Source organism: Streptomyces sp. NPDC002701 (assembly GCF_042889045.1).
Classification (GTDB): Bacteria; Actinomycetota; Actinomycetes; order Streptomycetales; family Streptomycetaceae; genus Streptomyces.
This window is the reverse complement of sequence record NZ_JBIAQL010000004.1, coordinates 329,199-342,218: the sequence shown is the minus strand read 5'-3', so window position 1 is coordinate 342,218 and position 13,020 is coordinate 329,199. Positions and strand designations below refer to the sequence as shown.

At 71.0% G+C, this 13,020-nt stretch carries 13 protein-coding genes; 12 read left to right on the top strand and 1 reads right to left on the bottom strand.

All coding sequences use genetic code 11. The annotated features are described in order from the left end of the window. Nucleotide 1: 1 nt before the first annotated feature. Nucleotides 2–1,009: a 3-oxoacyl-[acyl-carrier-protein] synthase III C-terminal domain-containing protein gene (locus ACFYXC_RS14130; protein WP_389550842.1), complete on the top strand. Its 1,008-nt coding sequence runs from the start codon at nt 2–4 to the stop codon at nt 1,007–1,009. Nucleotides 1,010–1,040: 31 nt separating this feature from the next. Here the strand turns inward: ACFYXC_RS14130 and ACFYXC_RS14125 are convergent, their stop codons facing one another. After that, nucleotides 1,041–2,087 carry an amino acid ABC transporter permease gene (locus ACFYXC_RS14125; protein WP_389550839.1) on the bottom strand — a complete coding sequence of 349 codons (1,047 nt, stop codon included), beginning with the start codon at nt 2,085–2,087 and terminating at the stop codon, nt 1,041–1,043. A 742-nt stretch (nt 2,088–2,829) separates the two neighbouring features. Here ACFYXC_RS14125 and ACFYXC_RS14120 point away from each other — a divergent pair. From ACFYXC_RS14120 to ACFYXC_RS14070, 11 genes are all read left to right on the top strand, one after another. Then, entirely contained in the window at nt 2,830–3,966 is a 1,137-nt protein-coding gene (locus tag ACFYXC_RS14120; protein WP_389550836.1) for an LLM class flavin-dependent oxidoreductase, read from the top strand. Then, a complete protein-coding gene (locus ACFYXC_RS14115; protein WP_389550833.1) occupies nt 3,963–4,499 on the top strand; it encodes a GNAT family N-acetyltransferase in 537 nt (178 codons plus the stop codon). Before ACFYXC_RS14120 ends, ACFYXC_RS14115 begins: the two co-directional genes overlap by 4 nt. Nucleotides 4,500–4,528: 29 nt before the next feature. Then, a complete protein-coding gene (locus ACFYXC_RS14110) occupies nt 4,529–5,452 on the top strand; it encodes an ABC transporter substrate-binding protein (RefSeq protein WP_389551653.1) in 924 nt (307 codons plus the stop codon). 21 nt (nt 5,453–5,473) lie between these two features. Next, nucleotides 5,474–6,496, top strand: coding sequence for an amino acid ABC transporter permease (locus ACFYXC_RS14105; protein WP_389550830.1), 1,023 nt, complete (start codon nt 5,474–5,476; stop codon nt 6,494–6,496). 50 nt (nt 6,497–6,546) lie between these two features. Then, nucleotides 6,547–7,299 (top strand): amino acid ABC transporter ATP-binding protein, encoded by a 753-nt coding sequence (locus ACFYXC_RS14100; RefSeq protein ID WP_389551650.1) that lies wholly within the window; start codon nt 6,547–6,549, stop codon nt 7,297–7,299. A gap of 38 nt (nt 7,300–7,337) precedes the next feature. Continuing rightward, nucleotides 7,338–8,324, top strand: a complete 987-nt coding sequence (locus tag ACFYXC_RS14095) for an ABC transporter substrate-binding protein (RefSeq protein ID WP_389550827.1) — start codon at nt 7,338–7,340, stop codon at nt 8,322–8,324. An 86-nt stretch (nt 8,325–8,410) separates the two neighbouring features. Continuing rightward, on the top strand, nt 8,411–8,977 hold the full coding sequence (gene ssuE / locus ACFYXC_RS14090) for an NADPH-dependent FMN reductase (protein WP_389550824.1): 567 nt from the start codon (nt 8,411–8,413) through the stop codon (nt 8,975–8,977). Between the two features lie 38 nt (nt 8,978–9,015). Then, the gene (locus tag ACFYXC_RS14085; protein ID WP_389550821.1) at nt 9,016–10,212 is read left to right on the top strand and encodes an LLM class flavin-dependent oxidoreductase; all 1,197 of its coding nucleotides are present in this window, start codon (nt 9,016–9,018) and stop codon (nt 10,210–10,212) included. Between the two features lie 348 nt (nt 10,213–10,560). Continuing rightward, on the top strand, nt 10,561–11,520 hold the full coding sequence (locus ACFYXC_RS14080; protein ID WP_389550818.1) for a glutathione S-transferase C-terminal domain-containing protein: 960 nt from the start codon (nt 10,561–10,563) through the stop codon (nt 11,518–11,520). A 79-nt stretch (nt 11,521–11,599) separates the two neighbouring features. Next, nucleotides 11,600–11,734 carry a putative leader peptide gene (locus ACFYXC_RS14075; protein WP_389550815.1) on the top strand — a complete coding sequence of 45 codons (135 nt, stop codon included), beginning with the start codon at nt 11,600–11,602 and terminating at the stop codon, nt 11,732–11,734. Between the two features lie 75 nt (nt 11,735–11,809). Then, entirely contained in the window at nt 11,810–13,012 is a 1,203-nt protein-coding gene (locus ACFYXC_RS14070) for an LLM class flavin-dependent oxidoreductase (protein ID WP_389550813.1), read from the top strand. Nucleotides 13,013–13,020 lie beyond the last annotated feature (8 nt).

Here is a 13,020-nt window from a genome sequence, read left to right as displayed (position 1 = left end):
GATGCCCGCCTTCGCACTGCGTGCCGCGTCCTGGTACCTGCCCAGCCGGTCCGTCACCGTCAAGGAACTGCCCGAACTGGCCGCGCTCACCCCAGCACAGCGGGACACCTGCCTGGCCCTCGGCATCGACCACATCCGCGTCGACGACGAACTGGACTCGGTCGAACTGGCCGTCCGCTCCTCCCGGCAGGCGCTCGCCGAAGCGGGTCTGAGTCCCGACGAACTGGACGCCCTGATCGTGATCGACTCGCGGGCCCCCGAGGCGTTCGCCGTCTCCGAGGCGACCAGGACGCAGGCCCTGCTCGGTGCCGGACGAGCGCTGGCCTTCTCCGTCGGCGGACTGGGCTGCACCTCGATCGTCCCCGGTCTGCTGGCCGCCCGCGGCCTGCTGTACGCCGATCCGGACGTCCGGCACGTCCTGGTGACGCACGGCAGCAAACCCGCCGCCCCGCACCGCTACCGCCACCCGGTCACCGTGTACGGCGACTGCGGGCAGGCGCTCGTGGTCGCCCGGGAGGGGCCCGTCAGGATCCTCGACATCGTGGCGGAGACCAGCGGCGCCTACTGGGACCTGTTCCGCGTCGACTTCCGCCACCGGCCCTACGAGCGGTGGCGCGAGGAATGCACGGACGTCCCCCGTTACTCCTTCGAGCTGGCGATGGAGACCCGTGTCCGGATGCGAGGGCTGTACCGGCGGATCCTCGACCGCAACGGCCGACAGCCGTCGGACATCCGCTACCACATCACCCAGAACATGTCGGCCGGATCCTTCCGCTTCCACGCGGACGCGCTCGGGATCACCATCGACGAGGCATGCCCCGACAACCTCCGCCGCTACGGTCATCTCGGCCCCAACGACGTGCTGCTCAACCTGTATTCGGCGCTTGCCAGGGACGGGACGACCGGGGCCGCCGAAGCGCTGGTGTTCAACGCCAGTCCGTCGGCGTCCTGGAGCGCCATGCTCGTGGACAGCGGCGTTCGCCCGGGACGTCAGTCACACTTCCTGTGACCGCGCGCACCGCGCGGGGTGCTGCGTGGCGTCACCGGTCACCGTCGACCGCCGGGCGGGCGTCGGGCGCCGTCGCCCTGTACAGCCGGGCGCGCAGCGCGATCAGGTGCACTCTGAGCCTGCCCAGGGGCGTGGGCGGCAGCGCGCGGGCGGAACCACGCGCGTAGTGGCGCTCGACGTAGAACTGCCCGGCGCCGAGCACGGTCGTGACGGCGATGTACCAGAGGGTGGCCACCATCAGCAGCGGGATGACCTGGTACGTCTGGTTGTAGACCAACTGCACCGAGTACAGCAGGTCGTGCACGGCCAGCACACTGACGATGCTGGTGCCCTTCAGGGTGCCGATCAGCATGTTCCCGGCAGTCGGCACGATGGAGCGCATCGCCTGCGGGACGACGATCCGGCGCAGGGTGCGCCGTCTGCCGATGCCCAGAGCCTGCGCGGCCTCCGTCTGGCCGGCGTCGACGGAGAGGATGCCGCCGCGCACCACCTCGGCGGCGTAGGCCGCTTCGTGCAGGGTCAGGCCGATGACGGCGGTGAGGGTGGGTCCGAGCAGGTTGACCGTCTTGACGGTGACGAACTCGGGCCCGAAAGGGATGCCGAGGCCGAGGGTCGGGTAGAGGGCGCCGATGTTGAACCAGAGCAGCAGCTGCACCAGCAGGGGAGTGGACCGGAAGATCCACACGTAGCCCCAACTCAGCGTGCGCAGTACCGGGTTGGCGGAGAGCCGCATCACGGCCAGGGGGATGCCGAGCAGGAAGCCGAGCGCCATCACCACACCGGTCAGCCAGAGGGTGAGCAGCAGCCCGTCGAGCACGGCGGCGGTGGTGAAGTACCGGCCGACCACGTCCCACTGGAAGGCGCGGTTGCGGAGGACGGAGTTGACACCCATCGCGAGGACCAGCAGCGCGGCGGCGGCGATCAGCCGGCGGCCGACGTGTCGGCGCGGCACGATCCGTGGCAGATCGTCGTCGGGGCCCGGGTGGCCGGGGGAGTGACCGGAGGCGCCGAGGTGTGCTGCGACCGGGACGGCGGCTGGGACACGGGAGGGATCGGCGATGTCGGACGGCGAGACCATCAGGGGGCTCTCCAAGGGAGGGAGGCGCGGGCGTCGGTGACCACCCGACGGCGCCCGTTCGTGGATTCCGGGCAGGCGCGGTACGGGCGCGGTGCGAACACGGGGCGGTGTGGCTGGGGTTCGGTCCGGCGTCATCGCGCGCCGCGTCCCTCAACGCGGCCGGTACGGCAGCCGCGCGCGGGCGGAGCCGTTCCGTTCTCGATCGTATGGGCGCACCACACGCATGTGTCAACCACACGCATGTGTCAGGAACGCGCATGTGTCGAGAACGCGCAGGAACCGCCGGGCGCCGGTCCGGCATCCGGGCCGTAGTTGACGAGAAGCGAGATGTACTGCTCAATTGACCGCATGAATGCCGAGCAGCGCCTGGTCACCCGTGACCACATCGACTTCGGTCGGGTGTGGTCCGCGGCGTGTTGCGCCTGACGCGGCAGCGGGCCGTCTGACCGGCCCTTCCCTCCCTCGGTGACCCCGTCGCGGGCCGAGTTCCTCCCTTCGCAGCACCGTCCTGCGGATGCGCTGAACGCACGCCGCATCCGCGTACGAACGGTGCGCGAGACCTGACACGCGCTGCCGCCGCCCGACCTTGCCCGAGGCCCCGCCCCGGCGTCATCACACCTGCTCACCGCCTGGTTCCCAGCACCCTGGAGCGCCGTCACACCCGGCCGCTCCGCGGGCTGCTCCGCCGTGCCGCGTGCCACCCACGGCACGGCCCAGAGGACTTGAGGAAAGGTCATCTTCCATGCCAGTGGAGTTCCTTGGCATCGCCGCCACCAACGACGGCTCCGAAACCACCCCGCGCTCCGGCGCCGCCTTCGACAGGGAGTACACGCTCCGGCTCGCCCGGGCCCACGAGGACCACGGCTGGGACCGGGTGCTGTTCGCGTACGGTTCCGGGTCCCCGGACCCCTCGCCGGCCGCCGCCTACATCGCGAGCAGGCTGGACCGCCTCCAGATCCTGCTCGCCCACCGGCCCAACGTCTCCTACCCGACCTACGCCGCCAAGACCTTCGCCACCCTCGACCGGATCAGCGAGGGCCGCCTGACCGTGCACTTCATCACCGGCGGCAACGACCACGAGCAGGGCCGCGAGGGCGACACCCTCACCAAGGACGAACGCTACGCCCGCACCCGCGAGTACATCCGGATCGTCAAGAAGATCTGGACCAGTCACGAGCCCTTCGACCACGAGGGCGAGCACTACCGCTTCCACGACTTCGTCAGCGACGTCTTCCCCGTGCAACAGCCCCGTCCGAACGTGTCGTTCGGCGGCTCGTCGCCGGCCGCGTACGTCGCGGGGGCCGCTGAGGCCGACATCTACTGCCTGTGGGGTGAGCCCCTCGCGAAGACCGCGGAGCAGATCGAGGCCGTGCGGGCCGCCGCGCGGGCCACGGGCCGCACCGACGTGCCCCGCATCCAGGTGGCGTTCCGCCCGATCATCGCCCCGACGGAGGAGCTGGCCTGGGAGAAGGCCCACCGCACGGTCGGCGCGATCAAGGCCCGCAAGGAGAAGGGTGAGGCGATCACCAAGCGCCACAACGGCGACACCAGGCCGCAGAACACCGGCTCGCAGCGGCTCGTCGCCATCGCCGAGGCGGGAGAGCGCTACGACCGCGCCCTGTGGACCCCGACCGCTGCCGCGACCGGTGGCGCGGGCAACTCCAACGCCCTGGTCGGCACCCCGGAGACGGTCGCCCAGGCGCTCCTCGACTACTACGACCTCGGCGTCGACATCCTCTCGGCCCGCGGCTACGACCTGCTGGCCGACGCGATCGACTTCGGCCGGTACGTGATCCCGATCGTCCGCGAGGAGGTCGCCAAGCGCGACGCCCGGCGGGCGGCCCGCGGTCCGCAGACGCTCGCGGCGGTGCGTGGATGACCTCCGTCGCCCGACCGCCGTCGCTCTCGGCCGAGCCGGCGGTCATCCACGTCACCGTGTCCGACCCGCGGGTGAGGCCGCTGCTGCGCGAGCTCGGCGACGAGTACTCCACGCGCTACGGCAGGGAGGCACACGCGGAACTGGCCCGCTACCCCGACGAGGAGTTCACCGCCTCGCACGGCGGTGTGCTGCTCCTGCTCCTCCTGCACGGCGAGCCGGTCGCCGGCGGCGCCTTCCGCCGGTACGACGAGATCACGGCCGAGCTGAAGAGGATCTGGACGCACTCAGCCCACCGTCGGCGTGGTCTGGCCCGCCGTGTCGTCGCCGAGCTGGAGCGCGAGGCGAAGGCCCGCGGCTACCGGCGGATCCACCTGACCACCGGGCCGCGCCAGCCCGAGGCCCGCGCTCTGTACCTGGCCACCGGCTACACCCCGCTGTTCGACACCGAGGCCGACCCGGAATCCATCGGCCCGCTGCCTTTCGAGAAGCACCTGCCGGACGCACCACCCCAAGGAGAGGCAGCCGGTCTGTGAACGTCCACGGCACCAGAACCCGTCTGCGCATGGTTGCCGCCCTCGCGCTGCTGCCCGTCCTGGCGCTGACCGCCTGCGGGGGCGGCGACACCTCCGGCACCACACCGGCGGGCGCCCAGGCGTCCCCCGCGCCGACCGACGACCCGGTCACCGCCGTACGCAAGGTGGACTCCGTCGCCGCCCTGCTGCCCGCCGACGTCCGCGCGTCCGGCACGTTGCGGGTCGGCAGCTCGATCGGGTTCCCGCCCGGGGCCTACTACCCGAACGGCCAGGACAAGCCGCCCGCCGGCCAGGACATCGACATTGCGGACGCGGTCGCCAAGGTCCTCGGCGTGCGGCTGGAGCGGCAGGACGCCTCCTTCGAGACGATCCTGCCCGCCCTCGGCAGCGGCAAGTACGACTTCGGCACCGGCAACTTCGGCGTCACCGCCGAACGCCTGAGGACCATCGACTTCGTCACCTACATCAACGACGGCCAGGGCTTCGCGGTGAAGAAGGGCGGCACCGCGCTCAGGACGAAGGTCACCGACCTCGTCCAGCTGTGCGGGCTGACCATCGGCACCGGCGCCGGCACCACCTTCGAGGCGACCCTCACGGCGCAGAAGGACGTGTGCGCCGAGGCGGGCAAGAAGCCGTACGACGTGAAGGTCCACTCGGAGAACGGGGCGACCCTCACCGCGCTCCAGCAGGGCCGGATCGACGTGATCATGTCGACCATCAACGGCCTGCGGTACCAGGCCGCACAGCCCGCCGCACAGACCGCCTTCCTCGGTGAGTACCACCGCCTCGACGTCGGCTTCGTCTTCAAGAAGGGCTCCCCGCTCACCAGGGCGTTCCGGGCAGCCGTCAACGAGCTGATCGAGGACGGCACATACGCCCGGATCCTCAAGAAGTGGGGCACCTCCCCCTCCGCGATCGAGACGTCACGGATCAATCCGCCCGAGCACACATGACAGTCGAGCAGGAACACCACCATGACACCGAACACCGAAACCGCGCCGCCGGGCGCGGCCGTCCCGGGCGGCGGCCCCGAAGCACCGCCCACGCCGGACGACCCCGCTTCGCTCAAGGTCGTCCCCGCCCGCCACTACGCCCGCTGGGTGGCGGTCGGCGCCGTGACCGTGCTGGTCGCACAGTTCGTGCACGGGCTGGCCACCAACCCGGTCTGGGAGTGGAGCGTCTTCCGCGACTACGTCCTGTCCGAGACGATCGTGCAGGCGGTGTGGGTGACCCTGCAGCTCACCGCCTACGCCACGGTGCTGGGCTTCCTCCTGGGAACCGTCCTGGCCTTCATGCGCCTGTCGCGCAGTCCGGTGCTGCAGACCGTCGCCTGGACCTACACCTGGATCTTCCGGTCCATCCCGATGATCGTCCAGCTGGTGTTCTGGTTCAACCTGAGCGCGCTCTACGAGAGGCTGGGCGTCGGCATCCCCTTCGGGCCGGTGTTCTGGTCCGTCGACAGCAACAGCATCATCGGCACCATGGGCGCCGCCGTCATCGGGCTGACGCTGCACCAGGCCGCCTACGCCGCCGAGATCGTGCGGGGCGGTGTCATCGCCGTCGACCACGGACAGCTGGAGGCCGCCGCGGCGCTCGGCATTCCCCGGCTGCGGCAGATACGCCGGATCGTGCTCCCGCAGGCCATGCGCGCCATCCTGCCCACGGCCGGCAACGAGATCATCGGCCTGCTCAAGGGCACCTCGGTGGTCTACGTGATGGCCATCGGGGAGCTGTTCTACCAGGTGCAGGTGATCTACGGCCGCAACGGGCGGGTGATCCCGCTGCTGCTCGTCGCCACCGCCTGGTACGTGGTGCTGACCTCGGTGCTGTCCGTCGCGCAGTACTACGTGGAGCGGCGCTACGCCCGGGGCGCGAACCGCACCCCGCCGCCCACCCCGCTCCAGCGCGCCCGGCTCTTCGGCCGCCGCCTGCGCGCGGCGGCCGCCCAGCGCGACCAGCCCGTCGTACCCCTGAAGCCCTTGGGAGACAGCCGATGAGCGACGTGACGGTGGCCGTCGAGGACGCCAGGCCGGCGGCCGACGACGTGATGGTGGACGTCCACGGCGTCCACAAGAGCTTCGGCCCGCTGGAGGTGCTGCGCGGCGTCGACCTCCAGGTCCGCACCGGCGAGGTCACCGTGATCCTCGGCCCGTCCGGCTCCGGAAAATCCACACTGCTGCGCACCATCAACCACCTGGAGAAGGTCAACCGCGGCTGGATCGCCATCGACGGCGAACTCATCGGCTACCGCCGCTCCGGCGGGACACTGTACGAGCTCAAGGAGAAGGACGTTCTGAGGCAGCGCACCCACATCGGGTTCGTCTTCCAGAACTTCAACCTGTTCCCGCACCTGACCGTCGTGGAGAACCTCGTCGAGGCTCCCGTCTCCGCACTGCGCCGCCCGCGCGGGGAGGCGGAGGAGACCGCCCGCCGGCTGCTGGAGAGAGTCGGACTCGCCGACAAGACCGACGCCTATCCACGACAGCTGTCCGGAGGACAGCAGCAGCGCGTGGCCATCGCCCGCGCACTCGCCCTCGAACCCAAGGTACTGCTGTTCGACGAGCCCACCTCGGCACTCGACCCGGAACTCGTCGGCGAAGTCCTCGACGTCATCAAGGACCTGGCCCGCACCGGAACCACCATGATCGTCGTGACCCACGAGATCGGCTTCGCCCGCGAGGTCGCCAACACCGTGGTGTTCATGGACGCCGGTGTCGTCGTGGAACAGGGCCAGCCCGCGGCCGTCCTGGACCATCCGCGCCACGAGCGCACCCGCGCCTTCCTCTCCAAGGTCCTCTGACCACCCCTCACCCCTCCCCACCAGCAAGGAGCACGACCATGTCCACCTCGATCACCCGCCGCACCACCGCCGCCGCCGCGCTGGGACTGACCGCCGCCCTCGTCCTCGCCGCGTGCGGCAACCCCTCCGACGGCGGCACGACCGAGGTCGCGGCCGCGTCGGGCAGCAAGACGAAGATCAACCTGAGCCCCGACCAGGACCGCGTCACCACCGACAAGGTCGACTCCATAGCGGTCCGGGTCCCGGAGAAGATCCGCAAGAGAGGCACCCTGGAGATCGTCGACTCGTCCGGCTCCGCCGCGCCCCTGACCTTCCACGCCACCGACAACAAGACCGTCATCGGCGTCGAGCCCGACATCGCCTCCCTGGTCGCCGACGTGCTCGGCCTCGAACTGCACATCAACACGGTCTCCTGGGAGAACATCTTCGTCGGCCTCGACAGCGCCAAGTACGACGTCGGCTTCAGCAACATCACCGTCACCGAGGAACGCAAGGAGAAGTACGACTTCGCCACCTACCGCGAGGACAACCTGGGCTTCGAGGCGAAGAAGGGCAGCGGCCTGAAGATCACCGGGGCGGAGGACGTGGCGGGCAGGACCGTCGCCGTGAGCAGCGGCACCAACCAGGAGAAGCTGCTGGTCGAGTGGAGCAAGGAGAACGAGAAGGCCGGCCGCGAGCCGGTGGACATCAAGTACTACCAGAACGAGAGTGACACCTACCTCGCCCTCCAGTCCGGCCGTATCGACCTCTACCTCGGCCCCAACCCGACCGCCGCCTACCACGCGGCCACCACCGGGAAGACAGAAGTCGTCGGCCACCACTCCGGTGCCGGCTCCACCCTCCAGGGCCTCATCGCGGCCACCACCAAGAAGGACAGCGGCCTGGTCGAGCCGCTCGCCGCCGCGCTGAACGAGATCATCGACAACGGCACGTACGACAAGGTGCTGGAGCGCTGGGGCCTGTCCGACGAGGCCGTGACCAAGTCCGAGATCAACCCGCCCGGACTCCCCAGGACCAACAAGTAGCCGCCGAGGACGCGGGGCCGCAGTACGCCGCGGTACGCGGCCCCGCACCGGTCCCACACCTCCCTCACGCTCCCGAAGGATCCGCCATGGCCACCGTCCTGTCCGTCTCCGGAAGCCCCTCCGCCACCTCACGTACCGCCCGCCTGCTGCGCCACCTGGACACCCGGCTGGCGGCACAGGGACACGAGGTGATCGCCCTGGACGTCCGCACCATCCCCGCCGAGGCCCTGCTCGGCGCCGACTTCCGGCACCCGGCGATCGTCGAGGCGGCCGAACTGTTCGCCCGCGCCGACGGGGTCGTGGTCGGCACACCCGTCTACAAGGCCGCCTACTCCGGGCTGCTGAAGTCCCTCCTTGACCTGCTGCCGCAGTACGGCCTGGCCGGCAAGACGGTCCTCCCGCTGGCGACCGGCGGGAGCACGGCGCACGTCCTGGCGATCGACTACGCGCTGCGCCCGGTGCTCAGTTCGATGGGCGCCGCGCACATCGTCCAGGGCTGGTTCACGCTCGACAAGGACCTGGCGGTGGGCGTCGACGGCACCCTGACCGTCGCGCCGGGCCCGGCCGAGGCCCTCGCACAGGTCGTCGACCAGTTCTCCGAAGCCCTCGGCAGCCGTACGGTCCGGCCGGCGGCCGCCGGACGAGCGGCCTGACCGTGACCGCCGACGATAAGCGAAAGGCGTCAGCCTCCATGAGCCTCACCTTCCACTGGTTCCTGCCCACCAACGGCGACAGTCGTCATGTAGTCGGCGGGGGCCACGGCACCCCGGTCACCGCGGCCGGCGGTGACCGGCCGCCGAGCATCGGCTACCTCACCCAGATCGCCCGCGCCGCCGAGCAGTTGGGCTTCACCGGTGTGCTGACCCCCACCGGAGCCTGGTGCGAGGACGCCTGGCTGACCACCGCCATGGTCAGCCAGCACACCGAGCGGCTGAAGTTCCTGGTCGCCTTCAGGCCCGGTTTCGTCTCGCCCACACTCGCCGCGCAGATGGCGTCCACCTTCCAGCGGCAGACCGGCGGCCGGCTGCTGCTCAACGTGGTCACGGGCGGGGAGAGCCACGAACAGCGCGCCTACGGTGACTTCCTCGACAAGGACGCCCGCTACGCCCGCACGGACGAGTTCCTCCAGGTGGTCCGCGCACTGTGGGACGGCGGGACCGTGGATCTGGCGGGCGAGCACCTCCGGGTCGAGGACGCGCGGCTCGCCCGGGTGCCCGACCCGCGGCCGGACATCTACTTCGGCGGTTCCTCGCCCGCCGCCGGCGACGTGGCCGCCCGCCACGCGGACGTCTATCTCACCTGGGGCGAGCCGCCCGCCGCTGTCGCCGAGAAGATCGCCTGGATCCGGACCCTCGCCGAGAAGCAGGGGCGGAACATCCGCTTCGGTATCCGCCTCCACGTCATCACACGCGACACCTCCGAGCAGGCATGGGCCGAGGCACAGCGGCTCCTCGACGGCTTCACCCCCGAGACCGTCGCCGCCGTACAGGCCGGGCTGTCCCGCAGCGAGTCCGAGGGGCAGAAGCGCATGCTCGCCCTGCACGGCGGCGGCCGGGACGGACTGGAGATCCATCCCAACCTGTGGGCCGGCATCGGGCTGGTGCGGGGCGGGGCGGGTACGGCACTGGTCGGCAGCCACGCCGAGGTGGCCGAACGGGTCGCCGAGTACCACCGGCTCGGCATCGACGAGTTCGTGTTCTCCGGCTACCCGCACCTGGAGGAGGCTTACTGGTTCGGCGAGAACGTCCTGCCGCGCCTCGCCGCCCAGGGACTGTGGGCCCACCCCTCGGCCTCCACCACCCTTCCGGCGGGCGCTCGGCACACCCCCGCGGACTCCGCGCGCACGGACGCCCCCGACAGGCCCCGGATCCCCTTCGCGGGCTCCTGAACTCATACCGGTGCCAAGGCGCTCTTGACGTGGCACGACGAGCGCCTGACACTCCGAAGCAGAGATTCCTAGTGAACTGGCGGGAAATCATGGAGTGTCCGGAGCCGCTCGCCGACGGCGCCGTGTGCGCCGGACGGAAGCCTCTCCTGCTGACCTCCCGCCGTCACATCGATCTCCTGCGTGTCTGCAGCGCGGCGAACCCGCTGCGATGACACCGGCGGTGCCCCTCGGCACCGCATCCCCGCCGGGTACGGGTACGCGCCGACGCCGCCGCGCGCCCTCACCCCACGTGCGCCGCCCTGCGCGCCTCTGAGAACCAGAAGCCGGAACCCGGATCCAGGGAGACACATGCCCGCCGCACCCCTGCCCACCGTGCCGTCCCTCCCCTCCGCGCCGTCGTTCCGGGGCAGGATCGGCTGTGACGCGAGGAGTGGCCACTACGCCGTGCCGCGCCGTTACCGCCTCCACCTCTCGCTGTCCTGCCCCCACTGTCTGCGGATCGCCATCACCCACAGCCTGCTCGGCCTGGAAGAGACCCTCCCGCTGGCGCTGCTGCCGTCCGTGCCCGACAGCCCCGACGGCGGTCACTCCGCTCTGCGCCCGTTGTACGAGGCCAGTTCGCACCGGCATCCCGGTCCGGCCGCCGCACCGGTGCTGAGCGACGACTGGACGGGGCGGATCGTCAGCACGCACACGCCGGGCATCCTGCGGGACCTGGCCAGGCACTTCGGTGGTGACGGCGCCGACCGGCCCAACCTCCACCCACAGGGCGCGGAAGAGGAGATCGAAGCCGTCGGACGCCTCTGCGAGTACCGCGTCAACGAAGCCGCACAGGACGCCGGGCAGCCCGGCGCCGACGCCACGACACGGCAGACCGCCCTCGGTTCCCTGCTCCGCGTGCTGAACTCATTGGAGTGGCGGCTCGCCCAGCAGGAATTCGTCCTGGGCGACGAACTGACCGCCGCGGACGTGCAGTTGTGGGTGACCCTGGTGCAACTCGACACCGTGCACCGGCTGCATCTGGACGCCGCCGCGGTCCACCACATCGCCGGCCATCCGCACCTGTGGGCCTATGCACGGCGACTGGCCGCCCACCCCGCCTTCGGCACCCACCTCGACCTGGACGGCATCGCCCGTCGGCACCATGCCCACTGCCAGGGACTGGAGGCCGCAGGTGCTGCGGTGCAGATCCTGGACTGGTCCGTGCACATCATGGACGGGGCAGCCGACCTGCCCGCCCAGCGGTGTCCGGACGGTTTCATGGAACCGCAACACGCCCTCCACCTTCGTCCGTCCGGATCCGCCTAACCTGCGACTACACGGGCCCTGCAGGCGGGAGCACGGCAGGGCCCGTCTCGAAGCAGGACAAGCGGCCGGAAGAGCGGAGGTGACGGTGTCGTCCCCCGTTCCCCGCGTGCTCGTCCCGGCTGCCGGGGCCGGCGCCACGCGTGGCTGCGTCCGCCCGTACTCCCGGCCCCACATCGACCTGCGACGGGTGGCCGGCGCTCTCTGTTGTCCCTGACCTGATCCTTCGCCGCTGGGCCCTCCGGACGAGGGCCGGTGATCACATACGGTCGACCAGGAAGGCACCCTTTTCGTGTCTGTACCTCCCCCTCTTCACCTTGCTGTGGCGCTGGACGGCACCGGCTGGCACCCGGCCGCATGGCGCGAGCCGGGCGCCCGGCCCGACGCCCTGTTCACCGCCGGCCACTGGGCCGACCTCGTGGCCGAGGCCGAACGCGGCCTGCTCGACTTCGTGACGTTCGAGGACTCCCTCGGGCCGCAGTCCTCGCACCCCACGGAGCCGGACGAGCGCACCGACCAGGTGCGGGGCCGGCTGGACGCGGTGCTCGTCGCCGCCCGGGTCGCACCGCTGACGCGGCACATCGGGTTGGTGCCGACCGTGGTCGCCACCCACACCGAGCCGTTCCACATCTCCAAGGCGATCGCCACCCTGGACTACGTCAGCGCCGGTCGCGCGGGCCTGCGCGTCCAGGTGTCGGCACGGCAGAACGAGGCCGCGCACTTCGGCCGCCGGACCTTCCCCCGTCTCCGCTTCGACGACCGGGACACCCCGGACGGCCGCGAGCTGATCGCTGAGCTCTTCGACGAGGCCGCAGACTACGTCGAGGTGGTGCGCCGCCTGTGGGACAGCTGGGAGGACGACGCGGAGATCCGCGATGTCGCCACCGGGCGGTTCATCGACCGCGACAAGCTGCACCACATCGACTTCGTGGGCAGGCACTTCAGCGTCAAGGGACCCTCGATCACCCCTCGGCCGCCGCAGGGACAGCCCGTCGTCAGCGCGCTCGCGCACCAGAGCGTCCCGTACCGACTGGTGGGCCGCTCGGCCGACATCGGTTACGTCACCCCGCACGACACCGGCCAGGCCCGCGCCGCCGTCGCGGAGATCCGTGCCGCCCAGGCCGAGGCGGGGCGGGCGGAGGAGCCACTGCACGTCTTCGGTGACCTGGTCGTGTTCCTGGACGACGACTCCCCGGCGGCGGAGGACCGCAAGGCCCGTCTCGACGACCTCGCCGGCGACCCGTACACGAGCGACGCCGAAGTGTTCACGGGTACCCCAGGGCAGCTGGCGGACCTCCTGCTGGAGTGGCGCCGGGCCGGCCTCAGCGGCTTCCGGCTGCGTCCCGGAGCGATCGGTCACGACCTGGAGCAGGTCACGCGGGGCCTGGTGCCCGAACTCCAGCGCCGAGGCGCCTTCCGGCACACCTACGAGGCGGACACCCTGCGCGGGCTGCTCGGCCTCGCCCGCCCCGCCAACCGCTACGCCGCTGCCTGAAGCCGGAG

Bases quoted from the DNA above. Each gene is read 5' to 3' on its own strand.
- ACFYXC_RS14130 (WP_389550842.1), top strand. From the start codon at position 2: ATGCCCGCCTTCGCACTGCGTGCCGCGTCCTGGTACCTGCCCAGCCGG.
- ACFYXC_RS14125 (WP_389550839.1), bottom strand. From the start codon at position 2,087: ATGGTCTCGCCGTCCGACATCGCCGATCCCTCCCGTGTCCCAGCCGCC.
- ACFYXC_RS14120 (WP_389550836.1), top strand. From the start codon at position 2,830: ATGCCAGTGGAGTTCCTTGGCATCGCCGCCACCAACGACGGCTCCGAA.
- ACFYXC_RS14115 (WP_389550833.1), top strand. From the start codon at position 3,963: ATGACCTCCGTCGCCCGACCGCCGTCGCTCTCGGCCGAGCCGGCGGTC.
- ACFYXC_RS14110 (WP_389551653.1), top strand. From the start codon at position 4,529: ATGGTTGCCGCCCTCGCGCTGCTGCCCGTCCTGGCGCTGACCGCCTGC.
- ACFYXC_RS14105 (WP_389550830.1), top strand. From the start codon at position 5,474: ATGACACCGAACACCGAAACCGCGCCGCCGGGCGCGGCCGTCCCGGGC.
- ACFYXC_RS14100 (WP_389551650.1), top strand. From the start codon at position 6,547: ATGGTGGACGTCCACGGCGTCCACAAGAGCTTCGGCCCGCTGGAGGTG.
- ACFYXC_RS14095 (WP_389550827.1), top strand. From the start codon at position 7,338: ATGTCCACCTCGATCACCCGCCGCACCACCGCCGCCGCCGCGCTGGGA.
- ssuE (WP_389550824.1), top strand. From the start codon at position 8,411: ATGGCCACCGTCCTGTCCGTCTCCGGAAGCCCCTCCGCCACCTCACGT.
- ACFYXC_RS14085 (WP_389550821.1), top strand. From the start codon at position 9,016: ATGAGCCTCACCTTCCACTGGTTCCTGCCCACCAACGGCGACAGTCGT.
- ACFYXC_RS14080 (WP_389550818.1), top strand. From the start codon at position 10,561: ATGCCCGCCGCACCCCTGCCCACCGTGCCGTCCCTCCCCTCCGCGCCG.